17 protein-coding genes are annotated in these 16471 nt (G+C 36.0%); 9 read left to right on the plus strand and 8 right to left on the minus strand.

Annotated features, from left to right (window positions below):
• Position 1 precedes the first annotated feature (1 nt).
• Entirely contained in the window at positions 2-283 is a 282-nt protein-coding gene (gene ppnP, locus ACFOOI_RS00855; protein ID WP_379833903.1) for a pyrimidine/purine nucleoside phosphorylase, read from the plus strand.
• A 96-nt stretch (positions 284-379) separates the two neighbouring features.
• Entirely contained in the window at positions 380-922 is a 543-nt protein-coding gene (locus tag ACFOOI_RS00860; protein ID WP_379833906.1) for a DUF1003 domain-containing protein, read from the plus strand.
• 91 nt (positions 923-1013) lie between these two features.
• On the opposite strand, the gene ACFOOI_RS00865 is transcribed toward ACFOOI_RS00860, so the two are convergent.
• The 6 genes from ACFOOI_RS00865 to ACFOOI_RS00890 all read right to left on the minus strand — a co-directional run bounded on the left by ACFOOI_RS00865 (position 1014) and on the right by ACFOOI_RS00890 (position 6314).
• On the minus strand, positions 1014-1760 hold the full coding sequence (locus ACFOOI_RS00865) for a COG4705 family protein (protein WP_379833909.1): 747 nt from the start codon (positions 1758-1760) through the stop codon (positions 1014-1016).
• A gap of 8 nt (positions 1761-1768) precedes the next feature.
• On the minus strand, positions 1769-3082 hold the full coding sequence (locus ACFOOI_RS00870; protein ID WP_379833911.1) for a hypothetical protein: 1314 nt from the start codon (positions 3080-3082) through the stop codon (positions 1769-1771).
• A gap of 1 nt (position 3083) precedes the next feature.
• A complete protein-coding gene (locus tag ACFOOI_RS00875; RefSeq protein WP_379833914.1) occupies positions 3084-3692 on the minus strand; it encodes an RNA polymerase sigma factor in 609 nt (202 codons plus the stop codon).
• A gap of 102 nt (positions 3693-3794) precedes the next feature.
• A complete protein-coding gene (locus tag ACFOOI_RS00880) occupies positions 3795-4199 on the minus strand; it encodes a PepSY-like domain-containing protein (RefSeq protein ID WP_379833917.1) in 405 nt (134 codons plus the stop codon).
• Positions 4200-4383: 184 nt separating this feature from the next.
• Positions 4384-5640 (minus strand): sensor histidine kinase, encoded by a 1257-nt coding sequence (locus tag ACFOOI_RS00885; RefSeq protein WP_379833920.1) that lies wholly within the window; start codon positions 5638-5640, stop codon positions 4384-4386.
• A complete protein-coding gene (locus tag ACFOOI_RS00890) occupies positions 5637-6314 on the minus strand; it encodes a response regulator transcription factor (protein ID WP_379833922.1) in 678 nt (225 codons plus the stop codon). Before ACFOOI_RS00890 ends, ACFOOI_RS00885 begins: the two co-directional genes overlap by 4 nt.
• A 113-nt stretch (positions 6315-6427) precedes the next feature.
• On the opposite strand from ACFOOI_RS00890, the gene ACFOOI_RS00895 reads away from it, so the two are divergent.
• The 6 genes from ACFOOI_RS00895 (at position 6428) to ACFOOI_RS00920 (ending at position 11503) form a co-directional block, all read left to right on the plus strand.
• Positions 6428-7615, plus strand: a complete 1188-nt coding sequence (locus ACFOOI_RS00895) for a hypothetical protein (RefSeq protein ID WP_379833925.1) — start codon at positions 6428-6430, stop codon at positions 7613-7615.
• A 125-nt stretch (positions 7616-7740) separates the two neighbouring features.
• Positions 7741-8013: a hypothetical protein gene (locus ACFOOI_RS00900; RefSeq protein ID WP_379833927.1), complete on the plus strand. Its 273-nt coding sequence runs from the start codon at positions 7741-7743 to the stop codon at positions 8011-8013.
• Between the two features lie 7 nt (positions 8014-8020).
• Complete coding sequence (locus tag ACFOOI_RS00905; protein ID WP_379833930.1) at positions 8021-8674, plus strand: START domain-containing protein; 654 nt, start codon at positions 8021-8023, stop codon at positions 8672-8674.
• A gap of 50 nt (positions 8675-8724) precedes the next feature.
• Positions 8725-9540: a sterol desaturase family protein gene (locus ACFOOI_RS00910; protein ID WP_379833932.1), complete on the plus strand. Its 816-nt coding sequence runs from the start codon at positions 8725-8727 to the stop codon at positions 9538-9540.
• A complete protein-coding gene (locus ACFOOI_RS00915; protein WP_379833935.1) occupies positions 9537-10550 on the plus strand; it encodes a glycosyltransferase family 4 protein in 1014 nt (337 codons plus the stop codon). The genes ACFOOI_RS00910 and ACFOOI_RS00915 overlap by 4 nt, the downstream gene beginning before the upstream one ends.
• A complete protein-coding gene (locus ACFOOI_RS00920) occupies positions 10544-11503 on the plus strand; it encodes a lysylphosphatidylglycerol synthase transmembrane domain-containing protein (RefSeq protein ID WP_379833937.1) in 960 nt (319 codons plus the stop codon). Before ACFOOI_RS00915 ends, ACFOOI_RS00920 begins: the two co-directional genes overlap by 7 nt.
• A gap of 4 nt (positions 11504-11507) precedes the next feature.
• On the opposite strand, the gene ACFOOI_RS00925 is transcribed toward ACFOOI_RS00920, so the two are convergent.
• Positions 11508-12824, minus strand: coding sequence for a rhamnogalacturonidase (locus tag ACFOOI_RS00925; protein ID WP_379833939.1), 1317 nt, complete (start codon positions 12822-12824; stop codon positions 11508-11510).
• Between the two features lie 165 nt (positions 12825-12989).
• Positions 12990-13229: a hypothetical protein gene (locus tag ACFOOI_RS00930; protein ID WP_379833942.1), complete on the minus strand. Its 240-nt coding sequence runs from the start codon at positions 13227-13229 to the stop codon at positions 12990-12992.
• A gap of 94 nt (positions 13230-13323) precedes the next feature.
• Between ACFOOI_RS00930 and ACFOOI_RS00935 the strand changes: the two genes are divergently transcribed.
• Entirely contained in the window at positions 13324-16464 is a 3141-nt protein-coding gene (locus tag ACFOOI_RS00935; RefSeq protein ID WP_379833945.1) for a SusC/RagA family TonB-linked outer membrane protein, read from the plus strand.
• The last annotated feature ends 7 nt before the right edge of the window (positions 16465-16471 follow it).

The following is a 16471-nucleotide window of genomic DNA, read 5'->3' on the forward strand; positions in this document are numbered from 1 at the left end:
AATGATTAATTCGAATTCTTATTTTGAAGGAAATGTGCTTTCGCTTGGGTATACCACTGCAGCGGGAAAGTCTACTGTAGGTGTAATGGAGCCCGGTTCTTACGAGTTTGGTACTGGAAGTGCGGAGGTTATGACCGTTATAGAAGGTGAAATGGAAGTGGTTTTGCCTGGCGAAACCGAATCTAAAATGATTGGCAAAGGTGAATTTTATGAAGTGCCTGCCAATTCGAAATTTCAAGTAACGGTAAATGTTCAGACTTCGTACTTGTGCCAGTATAGTTAATTTGTATTAACACCAATAAAGCCTCGTATTAATTTGAAAAACAATCGATGTTTTAAAAGTTTAGATGAGGCTTTTTTGGTATTTTTAAATAAAAAAATGACCGACCCAATTAAGAAAATAAAATCCTCTGAAAATCAGCAGCTGCTTAAGCTTCAGAAGATTGTGCAAAACGCCATAGAAGAGGAGAAGAGTATCATAGAAAATCTTCTAAACGAACCTGCGGAGGTTTTAACCAAAGGGCAGAGTATCTCAGACAAGGTGGCCAGTTTTGGCGGCAGTTGGAAGTTTATCATCATTTTTGCCGTCATATTATTCGTTTGGATCGTATTTAACTCGGTGGCCATTTTACATTGGCGTTTTGATCCATATCCGTTTATTTTAATGAATTTGGTACTTTCGTGTATTGCAGCACTTCAGGCTCCGATAATCATGATGAGCCAAAATAGGCAAGAAGAAAAAGACAGAAAAAGAAGCGAAAACGACTATTTGATAAACCTAAAGGCGGAGTTAGAATTAAGAAGTTTACATCAAAAAATGGACTTGCTTTTAGAGGAACACTTATCGTCGCTCATGGAGGTGCAAATAAAACAGTTAGAGATTTTGAAAGGAATTCAAAAGAGCCTTGAAAAAGGTAAATGAGACCTATTTGTAAAAAAAATAATATGGCAAAACTGCCATATTATTCTGCTTAAAATTACATATTAAACTAAAATATTAATTTCGGCTTTGATTAAAAATTAGTGAGTTTCAGCAATTTCTTTTTTTTATAAATCTCATAAAATAAGAAACCCAAAAGTATACTTAGCAAAACTACCGAAGAGCCTGTAGTGCCTAGGTTTAAGCCGCCTTTTGCGATAGGTTTTGTAAGTAAATCACCAAATGTGGCTCCAAATGGCCGAGTTAGCACAAAGGCTATCCAAAACAGGGTAGTGTGCGAAATTGGGCTAAAATAGTAAGCCAATGCGATGATCGCAATCAAACTCCCAATCAATGTCGCTCCTCCTATATATCCCATGCCTGAGCTGTCTACGAGGTAGTCGCCTAAGGCGGTTCCTAGCGTATTTGATATTAAAATAGTTAACCAGTAAAATAGCTCAGGTCTGAACGTTTTGATATCAGAAACGGAGAGCGATTTTTCGGATAAATACCAAACTGAAAGCATAGAAACTAAACCTACTACCAAAATCAATGAACCGGTGGCATAACCAAGGCCCAGAGTGCGGTCCATAAAGTCCGAAATGGTAGTGCCGGCAGTGCTGGTAGATACTATCACGGCCCAATACAAAATTGGGTTGTATTTTTTGCTTCTTAACTGTACTATTAAAGTTACCACAAAAAAACCGAGCAGAATAAGCGAGCTTTGGCCATATCCGATGCTTAAAGTCATCGACAATAAATCGCCGGCGGTTTCGCCAAGGGTGGTGGCACAAATTTTCATGAGCCAGAAAATAAAGGTTATTTCAGCTACTTTTTTCATATTTATTTTTATCTAAGTACCCTAAGTTTAATGCCGGCCATAAATTCTTCTCTCCGGTATGGTATCTGTGATTTGTAAAAAGTGGCATATGGCATCAGTTGATAAACAAGTTTGCCATATTTTTTCTCCAAGCCAGTGTTAAGCTGTATGCTGTTTATCAGTTTATTATAAACCGAAAAGCTGCTGTGACCTTCTTCAAAATGCGAGTTGTATTTTCCGTAGTCATATTTTACTTGTTGCCAAAGTTTCAGGTCTAGTATCGTACCTATTCCTAACAAGATTTTGTATTGGTTTTTAAGTGGATATTTGTAGTTTAAACCTATCGGAAGTTGTAAAATATAGTTTCTGAAATTGATGTTCAATATCTGTTGGTTTTCGCTAAGGCTAGGAGCGTAAATACTTCTAAAATCCTTTTTGGTTTCTTCTTGATATTGGTCAGCTGTGAAATAGTCTCTGCCAGGCGAAAAAGCCATTCTTACTCCCGTGGAGACAGAAAGTTTTGGGTTTAGTATCACTTCTCCTATTAGACCTGCTGCAGCTTCTTCGGTTCCAAGGTCGCCTTCTATTCCAAATCTGTATTTAAGGTTTTTCAGATCAATGTGCGGCATTTGTAAACTAAACTGGTACGGGGAAAGAGGATTTGAATGCACACTTTTTTTAGAAGGTATTTTGGGGTATAATCCATTTTTTGAAAAATTTGTAGCAAACTGTTTTCCTTCAAGGAAATCAAAATTCAGTTCTTCTGTTTGGCTTGAATCTGCATTTATTTCAACAGTTTGATTTTTTTGGTTAAAAATATTAGTAGTGTAAGCCAATTCAGCCCCAACTAAATTTTGTTTTTGCGAATATGGTATTCCTTGTGTTTTTGGTTTTGTTGTATTGGTATTTGATCTTTTAATTCCAATATTTACTCCGTTTATTTCATTTATATAGCTAGAAGCTCCATTTTCGATGTTGCTGTTAATTGCTAAAGCATCATGTTTATCTAATTGCATTTGGTTAGGATATACATATTTTATTTTTTCAATAAAAACAGTATCCGTCTTGTACACTACCTGGGTTTGTGTTTTTTGTTCCGGTTTTGTTGTAAACTGGGTTTGTTGGTTGGCGTTTTGTAGTTTATAATTCCAGAATAATGAAAGTGTAAGTAAGGTGCCTAAAGTGGCTATGAGTAAATTTTTGTATAGGCTATTTGGGGTTAAAGTTAAAGTAGAGCTATGTCCGAGCATGCCCTTTAGTTCAGTCCAATCTTTTTGCTCATACTCAGGTTCAATACTGAGTAGTTTTTTACGTATAGCGTCGTTGTATTTGTTCATTTCCATATCAAATACTTTTGGTTTTTGAGGTTGAATATTGATAGAAAAGGTCAGGGTTAATTTTCTGTATAAAACCCTGCAGTTTAAGTCTTGCTTTCATATAATTTGACTTCGAGGTGCCTTCGTTTATGTTGAGTATCTCGCTTATTTCGTGGTGGGTGTATCCGTCTACTGCATACATCACAAATACCGATCTATAAGCGGGTGTAAGTTTTTGAATTAATGCCAAAAGTTCTTCGGCCGACAGTGCGTTTATGATGCTCTCTGAATTCTCTATTTCTGGCTGGTTTTCTAAAGAAATTTCGTTCTCAAATTTTTTCTGATCGCGGTAATACGTGTGTGCTGTATTCACCAAAATAGTCCTTAACCAAGCCTTAAATGGCCTTTCGAAGGCGTACTTTTCTAAATTTTGAAAAACCTTCATAAACCCTTTCATGAGTATATCTTTGGCGTCTTCTTGACTAGACGAATATCTGAGGCATATACTTTTAGCGTATCCATAAAAAAGCTGAAAAAGCATATTTTGGGCTGTTTCGTCTTTTTTTAGACACTTGGTTAGTATTGCTTTTAAAAAAAGGTCTTCTTCCTTTTCGTTATTACTCAAATTTACTTTCATCTTAGTGTTATTGGCCTTTACTCGGAATGGGCGAAAAGGGTTGCTTTTTTAAAAAAAATAGCAGAAAAAAACATAGATTTAATTCTGCTAAAAAGTGTTTGCTTATTTGACCGGGTTTCCATTTGAGTCAAACAAGAGGTCTTTGCCACCTACTTCGGCTTCATAAAAAGTTTTGCCACCTTTTATTATAATCGCCGTTTCGCTGATTTTTTTGCCTTTTAAGGCTTTTTGAACGTTAGCGGGTAGTTTTTCTAAAGGAATATCTTTTTCGGTTTCAAGTATATTGCCTTTGGCATCAAACACTACGGAGAGGTCCTCCTTTTGATTTTTAAATGAAGCTTCAAAGTCATTTTTTTCTTTGTCCCATTTTGTTTGCTTGGCGTCGGGATACGCTTTTTCAAATGCAGTTTTTACTGCCACAGGAAGTTTATCGGCTGAAATTTTTTGAGCTTTAGTGGTACATATAGCACCCAATACGATTAATGAAACCAGACTTAAATTTTTCATAATTGTTAAATTGTTTAGGATACAATTTTACATTATGATTCTGTAGGCTTTTTGGAGGAAATAGGTAAACCTAAACAATCTAAAGTTTAGTCTGAGAAAGTTTTAAATGAAAAGCGGGTATTTTAAAACGGTAAGGTAAAGCTTAAAGGGAATTGAATAAAAATTACTAATACAAGAATAGGTTTTATTGAAAACTAATTGTGAGCAAGTGCGTGTTTTCTAGGTTTTCGTATGTGAGTGTAAATCCGTATGTTTCACATATTTGTTTCACTATCGCCAAGCCAAGTCCAATAGACTCTTTGTTTTTGTTGTCTTTTTGGAATCTTTGGAAAAGTTGCTCTGTGGGTTTGCTAAGCTTGTTTCCTAAGTTCTCTATTTTAAGGTATTTATGGGTAAGGGTTACCTTTAAACTTCCGTTTTCTAAGTTGTATTTTATTGCGTTTCCTAATACGTTGTTTAGCAAAACTTCCAATAAATAAGCATTCATTTCTATGCCAACAGAATCGTCAATTCTATATTCGGTTTGAATATTTTTACCTTCAATCCATGGCTGCAATAGTGTCAGTTTGTTCGCTAAGGTTTGGGTTAAATCTATTTTTTCGTTTTTCTCAAACTGCCGATTCTCAATTTTTGAAATAAGTAAAAGTGTTTGATTGAGCTTAGAAAGTTTACCAATAGACTCCAAAAGGTGTCCAATTTGCTGCACCTGATTTTGATTAAGGTTTTCGTCTTGAATCAGAATCTCCAAGTTAGAGCTAATAACCGCTAAGGGTGTTTGCATTTCATGAGAGGCATTCTCAGTGAATGTTTTTAGATTCTGAAAATCGCTCTGAACTTTCTTGGTTAACGTATTTATATGTGTATTCAATGATTCAAATTCATGAATATTGGTTTGTGGCAAATCCAAAGATGTATTGCTGGAGGTTTTAAAATCGGCCAATGACTCGAGTGTGCCATAAAATGGCGACCACAGTTTTTTACTGTACCAATAGTTTATCCAAAATAAAAGCACAAGTAACATAAACATAATAATGCCAAAAGTTATCAACAGCACTTCTTGGAAATCCTCAAGTTCATAAAGAGGCTTAAAAATACTTATTTGATACAGTTTGCCATTCAGGTTCTTAGTAAATGTCAGTTTTTTATAAGCAAGAACTTCTTTTTCAAGGCTATTGTAGAGTTCAATATCCGTGATGGTTTCGGTAGTCAGCTTATCTGTCGCGATTATTTGGATACTGTCTGAAAGTGAAATCCAGTTTGTATTTTCAAAAGGTTTGTCGGTTAACTCCTTGAGTAGTTTTTGTTTTGAAAGTTTTAAGTTGTCTATAGCTTCAGCTTCTGTCAAATAGTTGAGTACCAAATACCCTCCTGTGGCTCCTGCAAGGTATACGCCAAAGCTAATAAGGAGAAACATCCTTCCGGTTTTGGTGAGTAATTTCATGCTACGTTAAATTTATATCCAACGCCATACACGGTTTGTAGATAGTCGTTTCCGCCTAAGTCCAGTATCTTTTTTCTAAGATTTTTGACATGAGAATACAAGAAATTAAAACTATCGGCTTGGTCTATATCGTCTCCATACAGATGCTCGGCTATGGTGCTTTTGGTCATTATTCGGTTTTTGTTCATCACAAAATACATCAATAAATCAAACTCTTTTTTGGTCAGTATCAATTCTGAGTTATGTACTAATACCTGCATGGCTTCGGGTTTAATTATCATATCGCCGACGTTTATTTCTAAGTCTCCGTCAAATTTCCTTCGCCTCATAAGTGCCTTTAGCCGAGCATTTAGTTCGGGCAAGTGAAAGGGCTTGGTCAGGTAATCATCAGCACCAAGTTCAAGCCCCATGAGTTTATCGTCGAGGCTATTTTTGGCCGAAATGATAATTAGGCCGCTTTCTAGTTTTAAAGATTTTATATGAGAAATAATATCCAACCCCGATCCATCAGGAAGCATCAGGTCAATAAGCACACAATCGTAGGCATAAACTTCAAGTTTGTCTATTGCGTTTTTTTTATCTTTTGCCCATTCTGTAATATAGTTTTCTGATTCAAGATATTTAATAATCGCTTGTCCCAGGCCTTCTTCATCTTCAATCACCAATATTTTCATGCTGTAAATGTAATCTTCAATTCTGTAGAAATTTTGAATGCAAAAATAAATATTCTTTGGAGGCAACCCGAAGTCGTAAAATCGAGTAAAGATGGTTAATTAAGTTTATTTATTTGAAAGTATCCCTTTTTATCGTCTTTTTTTTACTTGTTTTCGTAGTTCAATACGCCAACGCCCAAACTTCTGACACCACGCAAGTGCCACTTATAGACGCATTTGATGTAATTGGGAAAGTGTTGAAACGTAAACATGAAGACACGCTTATCGAAATTAAAGAAAAACGCGTTTTTATATCCGCTATTCCGGGTTTTGGTTACAGTCAGCTCAAAGGTTTGGCTTTGGTTTTGGAAAGTAATATTTCATTTAAAACCAATAAAAACGCTAACATGTCAGTAATAGATTTTGTGCCTGAGTTTACGTTTAGAAAATACATAATACCGAGATTAACTGCCTCTATTTGGTTTAAAGACAATAAATTTAACCTCAAGACTGATTGGCGAGCCTACAAATATGTATTAAATGACTATGGAGTGGGTGGCAGCACATCCATAAATAAAGTAAACCAATATCAATGTAATTATTTTAAGGTTCACCAAGTTTTGTCTCGAACCATCAAGCCCGATTTGCTTTTGGGTTTAGGGTATTATTTTGACTACCATGGCAACTTTAAGTTATTAAATGAATACCAAGAATTGAACTCAAACAAGCAAGAGTTTACCAAACCTATGGTGTCGTCTGGGATATTAGTTAACCTTTTATTTGATAACCGTAGAAACGAGAATTTTCCGGTTATGGGAGAAACATTTTTTAACATAAATTTCATTCAAAATCTAAAACTCCTGAATTCTACTTCAAATTATAAAACACTTACTACTGACATAAGGAAGTACTATTCATTTTCACCCATAAAAAGTAACGTACTCGCTTTGCGAAGTTTTAACTGGCTAAATTTTGACGGTAAAGCTCCACTTTTTGACATGGCGGCATCGCAACTTGACTACACGGGTTCATCGAGTAGACCATTAATAGAAGGAAGATACAGGGGGCAAAATATGCTTTATTTTGAGTCAGAATATCGATTTAGGTTAACTAAAAATGAACTTTTTGGTGCTGCAATATTTACGAATCTTTCTTCTTTTTCAGAACCTACTTCATTAGCATTTAAAAAGATAATATACGGGGCAGGTGGCAGTTTTAGAATAAAAGTAAATAAAAAATCAAATGTCTATTTTGTGGCATCTTATGGTATCGGAACAGATAAGGCCAAAGGTATATTTTTTAGTTTAGGCGATATTTTTTAATCCTAAGGCAACCATTTTTATAAGATCAGAGTATTGGCAAAAAAAGAGAATGTTTAACCAATGAATAGGCTAAAAATCAAATGAATTTATTATTTGATTTTTCTTAGATAAAATTGAAAAATATAATGAAATTTGAATTGCATATTTTGAAAAAATACATTGCTGAAAAATTCGGAGTTTCGGTTCAAAACATCGGTTTGTTTTCTAGCCTAAAAGAAGATATTGGTTTAGACAAAGAGCAAGTTTTGTTGCTTATTAGATACACGGAGAGGTTTTTTGGTATACGCCTTAATCCTAAAGTTAATCTAGAAAAGTTCGAATTTATGATGGATCTTATTTATTCGGTGCAATTAAAAAAATACCAAGAAGGGTCTTTGTCGGCCTTACCCATAAATTAATATAAAAATGAACATCAAAAGCTTAAAAACTCTTTTTGTATTTGCACTTATTTTAGTCGGTTTTAATGTCTCTGCACAGTCTTCTGAGTGGAAGTTTGTGAAAGAAAGTAATGGTGTAAAAGTGTATTATAAAACCGTGGAAGGGTCGGATATTAAAGAAGTGAAAATTACCACAAGTTTTAATGCTTCCATGAATGCGATAATCTCGGTTTTGACTGATGTCGAAAATTATCCAAAATGGGTATATGGAGCGGTAAAATCTAAAGAAGTGAGCAGGCAGTCAGCTCATGATTTAAACTATTACAACAAAATTGATTTTCCGTGGCCACTTTCTGACAGAGATATCGTGATACACACACACATAACGCAAGATCCCAAAACCAAAGTTGTTCATTCGGTTTCTAATGCCAATTCGAGTTTGGTGCCACTTGAAAAAGGATATGTAAGAATGACTAAGTTTAACTCAAAGTGGACGTTTACTCCCAATGGGAACAATATAAAAGGCGAATATGAGTTCAGCTCAAATCCGGGTGGGAATATACCCTCGTGGATGGTAAATATGGCCCTTGACGAAGGCCCTGTGAAAACCATTCAAAACCTCAAAAAACTTATTTATAGTTCGGAAAGCTCAAATAAAAGTGAGTTGGTTTCATTGGAGTAAGTTTCAGTTAGTCAGATACTTGACCTATTATTTTTTTAATATTTTTAGAAATGAATACAATCTTTAATTTTTTCAATCAAAATCACCAAAATATTCAATCGGGAATATTCGTGGCTGTGTTTTTAGTGTGTTGGTTTTTGGAATATTACGTCTCAGATAGTAGCTTTTTTCCAAAGAAAATACATGTACTCAATAATTTCCTATTTTCACTTTCAGGAGCCGTGATTCAGGTTTTGGTAAGTATAGTTTTTTTGAAGATAATATTGTTTGAAAATGCCAATAATATCGGTTTGATACCTTATTTAAACTTCAAATCAGGCTATTTGAATATTCTTTTTGCTTTTATTTTCCTTGATTTTACCTATTGGTTATATCATTTTTTAATGCACAAAATTCCGGTACTTTGGCGTTTTCATTCGGTGCATCATTCAGACAGCCACCTTAATGTCAGCACGTCACTTCGCGAGCATCCATTTGAAACCATGATTAGACTTGGACATTATGTTTTGGCAGTGTCGTTTTTAGGGCCAGCCCTTTGGATCATCAGTTTGCATCAGTTTATTCAGATTATCAGCAAAATTATCATTCATGCCGACTTGAGATTGCCCGAAAAAACTGACAGGATTCTCTCATTTTTGGTATTGACACCCAACATGCATCAGGTACATCACCACTATGTTAGGCCATACACAGACAGCAACTACGGCGATCTTTTCAGTATTTGGGACAGGATGTTTAAGACCTTTTATACCCTCAAAAAAGAGGAACTAAAGTTTGGTTTAGATCAATATCCTGAAAGTGTACAACAACCCGAAGTTTGGTATAAAATGCTAGTAAGACCCTTTATTAATGCCAATTATAAATGACAGTTCATCTGGTTTCTGAAACCGAATTTGGCTCGCAAGGCATGGGTATCCATACTGCACACCGAGATTTGATTGGCTTACTCTCTATTGGCAAAAGTGTGGACTTAAAAGTTAATAATGAAGGCGTTGGAGATGTTTTTCATGCTCATACGTACGGTCCTTATTATTTTTTGAAGGGCTTAAAATACAAAGGCAGGCGTATACATACTGTACATACTATTCCTGCTACTTTAAAAGGTTCTGTGCCATTTTTTAGGTTTGTGAAGCCTTTTGCTGACCTATATTTTAAGTGGGTTTTTAACTATGCCGATGTCTGTATCGCTATTTCGCCAGAAGTAGAAAGAACCCTGAAAGAGTTAAAAGTAAAATCACGAATTGTTCGAATTAACAATCCTATAAATTTAGAAAACTGGCGATTTTCTGAAAATAAAAAAAAGACTGGAAGGTCATTTTTAGGAATAAATGAAAATGAGTTTGTGGTTTTGGGTGTAGGGCAAATGCAACAACGAAAAGGCATAGAAGATTTTATCGATTTGGCAGAGTCAATGCCACAATTTAAGTTTGTTTGGGTTGGAGGCAGGCCGTTTGGGAAACTTACCGAAGGTATTAAAAGAATAGACAAACGCATAAAAAATGCACCGAGTAATATTCTTTTTACGGGCATTGTAGGTTTAGATGAAATGCCAAATTTATATGCCGCTGCTGATGTTTTTGTGTTTCCTTCTTATCAAGAAAATAGCCCTTTGGCTCCTATTGAAGCCGCTTCGGCTGAGTTGCCGGTTATTTATCGTGACTTAGATGAATACAAAAGCCTATATACGACTGCCCATCTGAAAGCAAGTTCAAATCAGGAATTTAAAGAACAGATTTGTAGGCTTTTTGTAGATGAAAACTTCTTTAGCGAAGCCAAAGAAAATTCTAGGCAAATAGTAAAGCAGTTTGACGAAAAGTATATTCTTAAACAAATACTTGATTTATATAACCAATTGTTTGATTCCCAAAAATGGTAAAAAAACTTTCCATCATTTTGTCTTTTTTGCTCAGTATCGGACTAGTTTGGTTATTCGCTAAAAATATTGATTTTATAGAATTGAAAAACACCTTTTTAGGAGCCAATATCTATTATGTGACTTTGAGCGGAGTATTGATGCTTTTGTCTCATATTTTAAGAGCCAAAAGGTGGGTGATGCTTATTGAGCCTTTTCAAAAAGGTGTACATTTGACTGCTGCATTGGTGGCTTTTTTGTCTGGGACACTTTCTAATTTTGTGATTCCGCATTCTGGCGATGTGCTTCGGTGTAAAATTTTACAAAAAACAGAAAACTGTCAGCCCGTTTCGCTTTTCGGAACTGTACTTACCGAACGAATTTTAGATTCGTTGATATTAGGAGTTATGGGCCTTTCCGTATTTTTAATAAACCTGGTTTCTGGAGTTTCTATGCTTGACTTTTTCGCTCCATATTTTACCTCAATCAATTGGCCCATTTTGGTAGCTGGGCTATTGATTCTATTGGGAATTGTTTTTTACAAAAAAATAAAAAATATACTTCCTGGCTATTTTAAGAACACTTTAAATAATCTAAAAAAAGGAATTTTGAGTGTGAAGAAGTTAGAAAGTAAATCGGATTTTCTGATTTATTGTGTCTGTATTTGGGTATTGTATTATCTTTCTACTTTGTTGATATTAAGAGCTTTGCCTGTAGATGCATCAGTTGGACTATTACCAGTATTGGCAGTTTTGGTCATGGGTTCCATAGGTTGGGCGGGGCCAACACAAGGAGGGGTAGGTTTTTTTCATCTACTGGTGGCCAACACCCTCATGTTTTTTGGGTACACGCAAAAAATGGGTATAGAATCGGTAATATTCCTTCATGCCATTTTTACTTTTTTCGATGTCGTTTTCGGCCTTGTTGCATTGGCTTTTGTGTTCAAACAAAGTTTTGATCTTTCTACGGCTCAGTAAATCTTTACCTTATCCTTTTGCCGTTTACGCGTACCTTTTTGAGTTTAAAATTTGAAACTATCGATTTATCAAATGTTTCGTTCTGTGTATTTATTTTTAAGTTTTGAAAGGTAAAGTTTGATAACCTGTCGTTTTCAGTAATGGCTACATCAAAAAAGATTTCGCAATCCATTTTGAAGTTTTTCAATACAATATTTTCAGAATATGAAAGTGGCACATCAGGTCTGCCTTTTAGGTCAAAAAACTGTGTCCAAGGTTTTACATAAATCAGGCTGCGGGCTTTTCCCGTAATGTTTTCGAGGGTAATGTATTCGTATTTTTGAGGAGTATCGGGTCGCATTTTTAACCACAAAACTCTTACGGCATCATTTACATGGCAGTTTTTCATCAAAATATTTCGGTTATGAATGGCTTCGCTGCCGCTGGTGAGTGCCCCGTGGCAAAAGCCAAATTCGCAGTTTTCAATGATGATATTTTTATTTTCGCCATTGTTTGGGTCTTGGTCGGCATATGGGCCTTTTCCGCCTTTTAGGGCTATGGCGTCGTCATTTACGGCCATGTAGCAGTCTTTTATAAGCATGTTTGAGCAGGCGTCTATATCTATGGCGTCTGTGCTTGGTGCCTTTACTGGGCTATGAGGCGACGTGATCCTAAGGTTTAATATTTTCACATTTTCACATTTATAATAATGGCTGCTCCAAAAACCCGAATTTTGTAATCTTACATCTTGCAGTTGCACATTTTTGCAATTCCATATAAAAACCAAACGTGGTCTTGACACTTCGAGGTTGGTGCACTGCGGGTTTTCTTTTCTTCTTTCCCAAAACGCCTCCCAATATTTTAGGCCATTTCCATCGAGGGTTCCTGAGCCCGTAATCGTAAATCCGTCTACACCGTATGCATTAATCACCGCCGGGAAATAGTCTAAGTTTTGCCCTTCCATTCGTGAGGCTTGTATAGGGTAGTGGGTTATGTCGTCAGAGCCTTTTAGTTTTCCTCCCTTTTCGATGTGTAGATGTGTATTTGGTTTGAAAAATAACGCTCCAGTCAAGAAAGTACCTTCGGGCACTATTATGACGCCACCTTTTTTGCTGGCTTGGTCTATTATTTTTTGAATGGCTGTAGTTTGTATTATGGTACTGTCTGCTTTTACGCCATAGTTTGTTATGGTATATTTTTCTCCCAAAGCGTTTAAGTCAATTTTAGAATCGTCTAAAAACCAACTGGAAATAGGAGTGCCGTCAGGAAAGGTGTTTTTCTGAGCGTTGACCTGATTTTGAAATAAAAAAAAGGATATAAAAAAGAAGATATAAGCTCGCATTATATTTTTTGTAAATGGACAAATTTGATGTCACCTTAAAAATAAGCTTTCAGCCGCAATAAGCTCTCCTGCTGTATCTGTTTTCTTATAAAAAGCTGGTAGATAAAATAGCTTTTATTTAATCTAATAATTAAGAATCTACATTTTCGGAATTGGGCCATAAAGTCAAAGAGTTTCCATAATGTTTTGAGCGGTGTTTTCTTTCATATGTTTTTTAGTATTATGTTTTTTTTTCTTTAAAAAAGTTAACCAAACTATATTTTGTAAAACTAAATAATTTCGAATCAGAACTATTGTATAAGCATTTTTGGAATAGTTAAAGTTGCAGAAAATTGTAAAAAAACCTTGCATTATTTCAAGTGCTAATTGCAATTTATTTGCAAAATTTGCAGGATTTTGTTTCAAATTCTGTCAGATTTAATTGCTTTTTAATTTTATTTCTCTAAATTTTGCAGAAATAGCATTTGTTTATTTCAAAAACCATTAAACTAAAAACTAAATGATTAAAAATTTGACAATTTCTCTCAAATTTATTGGGGTATTGTTGCTAACTACAATTTTATCGACAGCAGCTTTTGCACAGCAATCGTATACGCTCTCAGGTAAAGTTAAAGATGCAACAGGGGGCGTTCCGGGCGTTTCGGTTATGTTAGAAGGTACTACTTTTGGTACTGCAACTGACATAAATGGGGACTACAAATTAAACTTAAATGTAAAGCCAGGAAACTACAAATTGGTAGTTTCATTTATTGGTTATACTACAGTTTATAAAACTTTAGACCTTGGCAATCAATCGGCATTTCAACTAGATTTTGATCTGAAAGACGATGCTATGAATTTAGACGAAGTGGTAGTGATTGGTTCAACGATCAAAGAGTCTAGAAGAACACTTGGTAATGCGATTACGACTATCAAAGCAGACCAACTGAGTCAAACAGGTTCTAACAACATCACTTCGGCACTTCAAGGAAAAGTAGCGGGTGCACAAATCACCCAAAACTCGGGAGACCCAGCAGGTGGTATCACGATCAGACTTCGTGGTGTGAAGTCACTTCAAGGTAGTTCAGATCCACTTTATGTGATTGACGGAGTTATAGCAAGTAATAATACAGTAAACGTTTCGCAGACTGCATCTGCCAATCAGATTGGTAGTTCGGTAGCTGGAACCAACCGCTTGGCTGACCTTAATCCAAATGACATTGAAAGTATAAACGTAATAAACGGTGCTGCTGCTGCTGCACAATACGGTTCGCGTGCGGCCAATGGTGTGGTTATAGTTACTACTAAGAAAGGAAAGTCGGGTGCTCCAAGAATCAATTTTACTACAAGTGTAAATATGAATCAGCTTAGAAAGAAAATGCCTTTCAGCACGTATGGAAAGCAGTTTGGTTTCACAGGTTTACGTTTACATACTATCGGAGGTATTTCGGCAGCTCAAATTGCGGCCAATCCAGGAACCACCACAGTAGGTATAGTGAGAGACGGTGTTACTGCCAATTTGGCAAGTAATATAGTAGATGTAACGCGTTACGACTACCAAGATCAGATATTCCAAACTGGAATGGGAACAGATAACGGTCTTTCTATAAATGGCGGAACTGATAAAACACAATACTACGTATCTATGAACTATACCAAAAACGAAGGTATAGTAGTAGGAACAGATTTTCAAAGATACGGCCTTCGTGCTCGTGTTGGACAGCAGTTGGCCTCTTGGGCAAAGCTGACAGTTGGTTTAAGTTATACCAACAGTTTTGCAAATGAAAAGGCAAACGGAAACGTTTTTTATAGCCCAATAAACTCAATAAATATCACAAACAATATTTATGATATTACGAAACGTGATGCCGCTGGTCAGCTACTTGCAGTAGAGCCTACTCGTGTGAATCCACTGAGTACTATTGAAGGAATGTCATTTACTCAACAGGTAAACCGCACTATTAATGATGTGCAACTTAACCTTACGCCTGTTAAAGGTTTAAGTATCGACTGGCTAATGGGGGTAGATGCTTATTCACAGCTAGGCAAAAACTTAATTAAACCATATCCATATCAGGCTGTGGCTGGTACTCCGGCAGAACGCTATCCATTGGGTTTTGCTTCGAGTACAAACAATGTTGCTATTTTTTATAACACTGATTTTAACATTGGGTATGAAAAACAACTTACAGATAAATTGAAAATGAACCTGATGACAGGTTATAGCTATCAATACGGACAGTCAGACTTTACAAGAGCAAGTGGCGAGAGGTTGGCTCCATTTATCGAGACACTTAATGGTGGTTCTATTATAACAGCTGGATATGGTATAGATAAATATGACTTATCGGGTATTTTCGGTCAAGCCACTTTTGGTTATAACAATATGGCATTCATAACGGGTGCTATCCGTCAAGACAAATCGTCTAAGTTTTCACCAAGCGAGACTAACCAAGTCTATCCTAAAGTATCGGGTAGTTTTATCGCCTCTGATTTGGCTGGATGGAAAAATGGTGGACTTTCGAATGTGATAAATTCACTTAAAATCAGATCATCATGGGGACAAGCGGGTAACTTGACGGGTATTGGTTCTTATGATCGTTTTTGGCAGTTTAATCCGATTAATTATTTAGGTCAAAACACCATAATCCCAAGCGGTCAGTTAGCCAACCCAAGAGTTAGACCAGAGCGAATGACCGAGATGGAATTTGGTATAGATGCGGGTTTATTGAATGATAAAATTGGGGTTAACTTTAGTGTCTACAACCAAAAAATCAAAGATTTGGTAGTAAATGCTGTTTCTGCTTCAACTACTGGTGGTACATCTATTGTGAACAATACTGGTGAAATGAGCAACAAGGGTATTGAACTGGGTGTAAGTTTTATGCCTATAAAAACCAAAAACTTTACGTGGGATGGTAATGTGATTTTTAACAGAAATAGAAGTGTAGTCGAAAAATTAGGAACAGCTTTGATTGGTATTTCTAATTCAGCTGGAGCACCGATATTTTTGATTGAGGGACAAGCACCTTCCGTGTTTTTTGCGGTTCCATATGCAAGAGATGCCAATGGAGAACTACTGCTTAATGCTCAAGGATTTCCTCAAAGAGAAAAAGGGATTCAAACTGGAGCTACTTTCACTCCACAACGTAGTGCTGATGGTCAACCGTCAGGAACAAACGTAAACGGAATTATCGGTAACCCAAATCCGAAATGGACGGGCTCGTTTTCTTCTAACTTCCAATACAAAAACCTTGGATTCAGATTCTTACTTGACGCAGTTCAAGGCCTAGAGGTATTTAACGCCGACTTTAGAACACGTCAGGGTGTAGGTGTAGGTGAAGTAGCTGAGCAAGAGCTTAAAGGAGAAGTGCCAAGAGGGTATATCTTTGCTAACTATTTGATAGAAGAATGGAGAATAGACAACGGCTCGTATGTGAAATTACGTGAAGCGGCTTTGACTTATAAATTGCCAAAAATGAAATATATCAATAACTGGACACTTTCGCTTATTGGTAGAAACCTTATTTCGTGGGATAAATATAGAGGATATGATCCTGAAACTAACGCAGGTGGAAACAGTGACTTATTTAGAGGAGTAGATTTTGGAAATGTGCCGATTCCAAAGACTTACCAAGCTCAATTAAACGTGTCATTTTAATTATTAT

This window comes from Lacihabitans lacunae, assembly GCF_042649125.1.
Classification (GTDB): Bacteria; Bacteroidota; Bacteroidia; order Cytophagales; family Spirosomataceae; genus Leadbetterella; species Leadbetterella lacunae.

What these genes read in the sequence shown, in the direction of transcription:
- ppnP (WP_379833903.1), top strand. Translation starts at nt 2, where the DNA reads ATGATTAATTCGAATTCTTATTTTGAAGGAAATGTGCTTTCGCTTGGG.
- ACFOOI_RS00860 (WP_379833906.1), top strand. Translation starts at nt 380, where the DNA reads ATGACCGACCCAATTAAGAAAATAAAATCCTCTGAAAATCAGCAGCTG.
- ACFOOI_RS00865 (WP_379833909.1), bottom strand. Translation starts at nt 1,760, where the DNA reads ATGAAAAAAGTAGCTGAAATAACCTTTATTTTCTGGCTCATGAAAATT.
- ACFOOI_RS00870 (WP_379833911.1), bottom strand. Translation starts at nt 3,082, where the DNA reads ATGGAAATGAACAAATACAACGACGCTATACGTAAAAAACTACTCAGT.
- ACFOOI_RS00875 (WP_379833914.1), bottom strand. Translation starts at nt 3,692, where the DNA reads ATGAAAGTAAATTTGAGTAATAACGAAAAGGAAGAAGACCTTTTTTTA.
- ACFOOI_RS00880 (WP_379833917.1), bottom strand. Translation starts at nt 4,199, where the DNA reads ATGAAAAATTTAAGTCTGGTTTCATTAATCGTATTGGGTGCTATATGT.
- ACFOOI_RS00885 (WP_379833920.1), bottom strand. Translation starts at nt 5,640, where the DNA reads ATGAAATTACTCACCAAAACCGGAAGGATGTTTCTCCTTATTAGCTTT.
- ACFOOI_RS00890 (WP_379833922.1), bottom strand. Translation starts at nt 6,314, where the DNA reads ATGAAAATATTGGTGATTGAAGATGAAGAAGGCCTGGGACAAGCGATT.
- ACFOOI_RS00900 (WP_379833927.1), top strand. Translation starts at nt 7,741, where the DNA reads ATGAAATTTGAATTGCATATTTTGAAAAAATACATTGCTGAAAAATTC.
- ACFOOI_RS00905 (WP_379833930.1), top strand. Translation starts at nt 8,021, where the DNA reads ATGAACATCAAAAGCTTAAAAACTCTTTTTGTATTTGCACTTATTTTA.
- ACFOOI_RS00910 (WP_379833932.1), top strand. Translation starts at nt 8,725, where the DNA reads ATGAATACAATCTTTAATTTTTTCAATCAAAATCACCAAAATATTCAA.
- ACFOOI_RS00915 (WP_379833935.1), top strand. Translation starts at nt 9,537, where the DNA reads ATGACAGTTCATCTGGTTTCTGAAACCGAATTTGGCTCGCAAGGCATG.
- ACFOOI_RS00920 (WP_379833937.1), top strand. Translation starts at nt 10,544, where the DNA reads ATGGTAAAAAAACTTTCCATCATTTTGTCTTTTTTGCTCAGTATCGGA.
- ACFOOI_RS00925 (WP_379833939.1), bottom strand. Translation starts at nt 12,824, where the DNA reads ATGCGAGCTTATATCTTCTTTTTTATATCCTTTTTTTTATTTCAAAAT.
- ACFOOI_RS00935 (WP_379833945.1), top strand. Translation starts at nt 13,324, where the DNA reads ATGATTAAAAATTTGACAATTTCTCTCAAATTTATTGGGGTATTGTTG.